Genomic DNA, 6,000 nt, shown 5'->3' with positions numbered 1-6,000 from the left:
GCATCCATGCCGCTCACACCCCCTCAACCGGACCCACCCCGCCTTCGACAGATTTTCGCGGCTGTTGGTAGGTGTCGACCTTGGTCGACACATCCACGCAATGCGTGGATGAAGAAAATGATCGAGAAGGCTGTCTGTAGAGTCGAGCCCATGCTCGACTCACGCGCGCAGCGCGAAGTAGAGCCACGCCATGCGTGGATGTGCATTCCGGGAATGGGGTCAGAGCCCTTTGCGCAGCAAAGGGATCCGACCCCGTCGGCTGACCCCTTCGGCCGTTACGCCGAGGCGTAGCGCACGGCGGTGCCGATCCAGCGGTTGACCACGCGATCGGCCAGCGCGGGTTGCTGGGCAAGCAGGCGTTCGGCCAGGTCGTGCACGCCGGGCAGCAGGCCGGCATCGCGGGCCAGGTCGGCAATGCGGAAGCCGGCCAGGCCGGTCTGGCGCGTGCCCAGCAGTTCACCGGGGCCGCGCAGTTCCAGATCCTTCTCGGCGATGACGAAGCCATCGTTGGTTTCGCGCATCGTCTGCAGGCGCTCGCGCGCCATCTGCGAAAGCGGTGCCTGGTACAGCAGCACGCAGCGCGATACCGCGGAACCACGGCCGACGCGGCCACGCAGCTGATGCAGCTGGGCCAGGCCGAGACGCTCGGCGTTCTCGATCACCATCAGCGAGGCATTGGGTACGTCCACGCCCACTTCGATCACGGTGGTGGCCACCAGCAGATCGATCTCGCCGGCCTTGAACGCCACCATCGTGGCCAGCTTTTCCGCAGCCTTCAGGCGGCCATGCACCAGGCCCACGCGCACGCCGGGCAGCAGCGCCTGCAGCGATTCGTAGGTGGCCTGCGCGGGCGTGGCATCCAGCGCTTCGCTTTCCTCGATGAGCGTGCAGACCCAGTACACCTGACGCCCTTCCTGGCAGGCCAGCGCGATGCGTTCGATCAGTTCGGGACGGCGATCGTTGTTCAGCGCCACGGTCTGCACCGGGGTGCGGCCGGGTGGCAGCTCGTCGATGGCCGATACATCCAGGTCCGCGTATTCGGACATCGCCAGCGTGCGCGGAATGGGCGTGGCGGTCATCACCAGCTGGTGCGGCACGCTGTGTGCGCCCGCACCCTTGTCACGCAGGGCCAGCCGCTGGTGCACGCCGAAGCGGTGCTGCTCATCGACGATGGCCAGGGCCAGGTCCTGGAACACCACCGCTTCCTGCATCAGCGCATGGGTACCGACCACGACCTGCGCTTCGCCATTGGCGACCTGCTCGATCACCTTGGCGCGCGCCTTGCCGGTGACCTTGCCGGCCAGCCAGCAGACGCGCACGCCCAGCGGCTCCAGCCAGCCGCGCAGATTGTTGAGGTGCTGCTCGGCCAGCAGTTCGGTGGGTGCGGCCAACGCAACCTGCTTGCCCTGCTCCACCGCCAGCATGGCGGCCAGCGCGGCCACCACGGTCTTGCCGGAACCGACGTCGCCCTGCACCAGCCGCAGCATCGGGCTGGGGCGTGCGAGGTCTTCGCGGATCTGCTTGAACACGCGTGCCTGCGCGCCGGTCAGCGCGAACGGCAGCTGCTTCAGCAGGGCCTTGGCCAGCTTGCCCGGGCCCGCCAGCGGCGGCGCGTGGTGCGCCTGCAGGGCAATGCGCTGGCGGCGCAGGCTGAGGTGGTGGGCCAGCAGTTCTTCCATCGCCAGACGTCGCTGCGCCGGGTGGGTGCCGGCGGCCAGCGCGGCCAGATCGGCATCCGGCGGCGGCTGGTGCACGGTCAGCAGCGCGCTGCGCAGCGAAGGCAAGCCGAGGCCGTCGAGCCAGCCCGTGGGCAGCAGTTCCAGCGTACTTTCTTCGGGCAGGCGATCCAGGGCCTGGCCGATCAGCTTGCGCATGGTCATCGGGCCGACGCCTTCCACGGTGGGATACACCGGGTCGAGGCGGTCGCCGAGTTCGGGATCGTCGTTGCGGCCCAGCACCTGGTAGCTCGGGTGGACGATTTCCAGGCCGAGGTGGCCGGGCTTGGGCGTGCCGAAGCAGCGCAGCCGGTTGCCCACCGCGAACTGGCCGACCTGCTGCTGGCGGAAGTGGAAGAAGCGCAGCACCAGGGTGCCCCGCCCTTCGTCCTCCACCGCCACCTTCAGCATGGGCCGGTAACGCATGCCGCGTTCGACCGCGGTGACCCGCACTTCCACCTGCGCGGGCACACCCGGGCGCAGGTCTTCGATGCGGGTCAGGCGGGTGCGGTCTTCATAGCGCAGCGGCAGGTGCAGCCACAGATCCTGCAGGGTGGCCAGGCCACGCGCCTGCAGTTTGGCGGCCACGGCCGGGCCCACGCCGGCCAGCATCGCCAGGGATGCTTCGCCGGACGGTGACAGTGCCGGGGTGACCGCCGCCTTGCGTGCCACGGGTGGGTCAGTCGATGACCATCACCGCGTCGACCTCGAAGTTGGCGCCCTTCGGCAGGCCGGAGACTTCGATGGTGGAACGGGCCGGGAACGGGGCCTGGAAGTAGTCCTGCATGACGGCGTTGACCTTGGCGAATTCGGCCAGGTCGGTCAGGTACAGGCCCAGGCGCACGACCTTGTCCAGCGAACCACCGGCAGCTTCGGCCACGGCCTTGAGGTTGTCGAAGGCGCGGCGGGCCTGCGCTTCCACGTCACCCACGCCGACGATGTCGCCGGTGGCCGGGTCCAGCGGAATCTGGCCGGAGAAGTACACGGTGTTGCCGGCGCGCACGGCCTGCGAGTACGGGCCGATGGCGGCAGGCGCCTTTTCGGTGTTGATGATCTGGCGGGACATGGTCGCTCCGGTGCGTTGGGGGAAAACAGAGCGGTGATTGTACCGGGTGGGCGCGATGTCGGCTGGGGTCGGATCCGTTTCCCGGCGGGAAACGGCTCTGACCCCGTGCGTCACGTTCGCGGAACATCATCCACGCATGGCGTGGATCTACTGGACTCGCCCGGGGCCGGGCTTCCGTAGACTGGCTGCAGATTCCGGCAGGGCCACACCATGGCAAACGTTTTCGACTCGCCCTTCAAGGGCAAGCTGCTGACCGAAATGGTCACCAACCCCAACATCCTGGTCGGCCGCTACAGCTACTACTCCGGCTACTACCACGGGCACGGCTTCGACGATTGTGCGCGCTACCTGCTGCCTGACCGCGATGACGTGGACAAGCTGATCATCGGCAGCTTCTGCTCGATCGGCAGCGGCGCCAGTTTCATCATGGCCGGCAACCAGGGCCACCGGCACGATTGGGCATCGACATTCCCGTTCTTCTACATGCAGGAAGAGCCGGCCTTTGCTGCGGCCAACGACGCCTTCAGCCCGGCCGGTGACACGGTCATCGGCAATGACGTGTGGATCGGCGCCGAGGCGATGATCCTGCCGGGGGTGCGCATTGGCGATGGTGCCGTGATCGGCAGCCGGGCGCTGGTGACCCGCGACGTGGCGCCCTACGCGATCGTGGGTGGCAACCCAGCCAAAGTGCTGCGCAGCCGGTTCGAAGCGGAGGACATCGCACGGCTGCTGGAAATGGCGTGGTGGGCGTGGCCGCTGGCGCACATTCAGGCGGCGATGCCGCTGCTGACCGCCGGAGATATCGCGGCGCTGCATGCCTACTGGCGCGAACAGGTGGCGTGATGCGGCTGGGGTCGGATCCGTTTCCCGGCGGGAAACGGCTCTGACCCCGTGCGTGTGGTTCATGTCACGCGATGGGGTCAGAGCCCTCTCCGCTGGAGAGGGATCCGACCCCGTGCGTTATTGGCGGCGGACCGACTGCACCACCGACAGGCGGCGCAGGCGGCGCATGACTTCGGCCAGGTGGTTGCGGTCGCGCACCTGGATGTTGAACGCCAGCACGGCGGCGTTGAAGTCGCGGTCCAGGTAATCCACGCGCTCGATGTTGGAGTGGCTCTGCGCGATGGCCGCAGCCAGCTGCGCCAGCACGCCGGTACCGTTCTCCACTTCCACCACCAGCGCGGTGTTGTAGTCGCCGGACACGGTGGTGTCCCAGCCGATCGGCACCCAGCGCTCGGGCGACTTGCGCAGTTCGGCCAGGTTCGGGCAATCCACGCGGTGCACCACGATGCCCTTGCCAGCGGTGTGGTAACCCATGATCTCGTCGCCGGGAATCGGCTGGCAGCAGCCGGCGAAGGTGACCACGCCACGCTCGCTGCCGTTGATGAGGATCTTTTCCTGCGAGTGGTGGCGCGAATGCGCGCCGCCGCGCAGCTCGGCATAGGCCATCAGCGCCTGCGCGGCCTGGGTCGGCATCCAGTTGCCCAGCGCCACTTCGGCCAGCAGGGCCTCCAGACGCGGGAAACGGTGTTCGGCCAGGAACGCATCGAGGCGGCCCTTGGGCAGGCGTTCCAGCGAGGAATCCATCGCTTCCAGCGCGCGGTCCAGCATGCGGTGGCCCAGCTGCACGGCGTCTTCGTGCTCCAGCTGCTTGAGCTGGTGGCGGATGGCGGTGCGCGCCTTGCTGGTGACCACGAATTCCAGCCACTGCGGCTTGGGCGTCGCCGAACGCGCGGTGATGATTTCCACCGACTGCCCGGACACCAGCTTGGTACGCAGCGGCACCAGCTTCTTGTCCACGCGCGAGGCCACGGCCATGTTGCCGACGTCGGTATGCACCGCGTAGGCGAAATCGAGCGCGGTCGAGTTGCGCGGCAGGGCCAGGATCTTGCCCTTCGGCGTGAACAGGTAGACCTCGTCCGGGAACAGGTCGACCTTCACGTTGTCGAGGAATTCCAGCGAGGAACCGGCGGCGCGCTGCGAATCGATCAGTTCAACGATCCAGGCGTGGGCTCGGCTCTGCGCGCTGTTGGGCGAATCGCCACCGAACTTGTAGGTCCAGTGCGCGGCCACGCCGCGTTCGGCGATCAGGTCCATTTCCTCGGTGCGGATCTGCACCTCGATGGGCGAACCGTAGGGCCCGAACAGCACGGTATGCAGCGACTGGTAACCGTTGGCCTTGGGAATCGCGATGAAATCGCGGAAGCGGCCATCCAGCGGTTTGAAGGTGGCGTGCACCGAACCCAGCGCGTGGTAGCAGCTGGGCACGCTGCGCACGACCAGGCGGAAACCGAACACATCCATCACCTGGTCGAAGGATTTGTTCTCGTCGCGCATCTTGTTGTAGATGCTCCACGGGGTCTTGATGCGGCTGACCAGGCGGTGCTCGATGCCTTCCTTCGCCAGCCGCTGCGACAGCTGCACTTCCACCTGCGCCATCGCCTCGCGGCGTACCACCGGCTGGCTGCGGATGTGTTTTTCGATGATGGCGTGGCGCCACGGGTACAGCGCCTTGAAGCCAAGGTTCTGCAGCTCGCTCTTGACCAGGCTCATGCCCAGGCGCTGGGCGATGGGCGCGTAGATCTCCAGCGTTTCGCGGGCGATGCGGCCGCGCGCTTCGCGGCTCTGCGCGCCCAGCGTACGCATGTTGTGCAGGCGGTCGGCGAGCTTGATCATGATCACGCGCAGGTCGCGCGACATCGCCAGCAGCATCTTGCGGAAGCTCTCGGCGGCCGCTTCCTGGCGGTCGCGGAACTTCAGCTTGTCCAGCTTGGTCACGCCATCGACCAGCTCGGCCACGGCTTCACCGAACTCGGAGGCCAGCTCTTCGCGGGTCAGCGGCGTGTCTTCGATGGTGTCGTGCAGGATGGCGGCGATCAGCGCCTCCACATCCAGCCCCAGCTCGGCCAGCACCTGGGCCACGGCCACCGGATGGGTGATGTAGGGCTCGCCCGACTTGCGCGTCTGCCCAGCATGCGCCGACGCACCGACTTCCCAGGCACGGCGCAGCAGCGGCAGCTGTTCCGGCGGCAGGTAATGGGCGGCGCGTTCGAGCTGGAGGACGTAATCAGGTACGGCCGCGGCGGTGGGCGCGGCTACCTTGGCAGTGGGGCCTGGGTTCATGCCAGAAGCCTATGCCAGCGCGCCGATTACGGCAAACCCTGAATGCGAAACAGCCCGCACGGGGCGGGCTGTTCAGCGGTCAAGCAACGGCATTGA

At 67.4% G+C, this 6,000-nt stretch carries 4 protein-coding genes; 1 reads left to right on the top strand and 3 read right to left on the bottom strand.

Annotated elements, in window-relative coordinates; genetic code table 11:
* Window positions 1-275: 275 nt before the first annotated feature.
* Both recG and IAE56_RS12530 read right to left on the bottom strand, forming a co-directional pair.
* Window positions 276-2,387, bottom strand: coding sequence for an ATP-dependent DNA helicase RecG (recG, locus tag IAE56_RS12535; protein WP_200752746.1), 2,112 nt, complete (start codon window positions 2,385-2,387; stop codon window positions 276-278).
* 7 nt (window positions 2,388-2,394) lie between these two features.
* Window positions 2,395-2,781: a RidA family protein gene (locus IAE56_RS12530; protein ID WP_025874214.1), complete on the bottom strand. Its 387-nt coding sequence runs from the start codon at window positions 2,779-2,781 to the stop codon at window positions 2,395-2,397.
* A gap of 210 nt (window positions 2,782-2,991) precedes the next feature.
* Between IAE56_RS12530 and catB the strand changes: the two genes are divergently transcribed.
* A complete protein-coding gene (catB, locus tag IAE56_RS12525; protein WP_199932931.1) occupies window positions 2,992-3,624 on the top strand; it encodes a type B chloramphenicol O-acetyltransferase in 633 nt (210 codons plus the stop codon).
* Between the two features lie 117 nt (window positions 3,625-3,741).
* On the opposite strand, the gene IAE56_RS12520 is transcribed toward catB, so the two are convergent.
* Window positions 3,742-5,904, bottom strand: a complete 2,163-nt coding sequence (locus tag IAE56_RS12520; RefSeq protein WP_200752745.1) for a bifunctional (p)ppGpp synthetase/guanosine-3',5'-bis(diphosphate) 3'-pyrophosphohydrolase — start codon at window positions 5,902-5,904, stop codon at window positions 3,742-3,744.
* Window positions 5,905-6,000: the final 96 nt, after the last annotated feature.

The organism is Stenotrophomonas sp. S41 (assembly GCF_016624625.1).
Classification (GTDB): domain Bacteria; phylum Pseudomonadota; class Gammaproteobacteria; order Xanthomonadales; family Xanthomonadaceae; genus Stenotrophomonas.
The sequence above is the reverse complement of the archived record's forward strand: the minus strand, read 5'-3'. Positions and strand labels throughout refer to the sequence as shown.

What these genes read in the sequence shown, in the direction of transcription:
- catB (WP_199932931.1), top strand. Translation starts at nt 2,992, where the DNA reads ATGGCAAACGTTTTCGACTCGCCCTTCAAGGGCAAGCTGCTGACCGAA.
- IAE56_RS12520 (WP_200752745.1), bottom strand. Translation starts at nt 5,904, where the DNA reads ATGAACCCAGGCCCCACTGCCAAGGTAGCCGCGCCCACCGCCGCGGCC.
- IAE56_RS12530 (WP_025874214.1), bottom strand. Translation starts at nt 2,781, where the DNA reads ATGTCCCGCCAGATCATCAACACCGAAAAGGCGCCTGCCGCCATCGGC.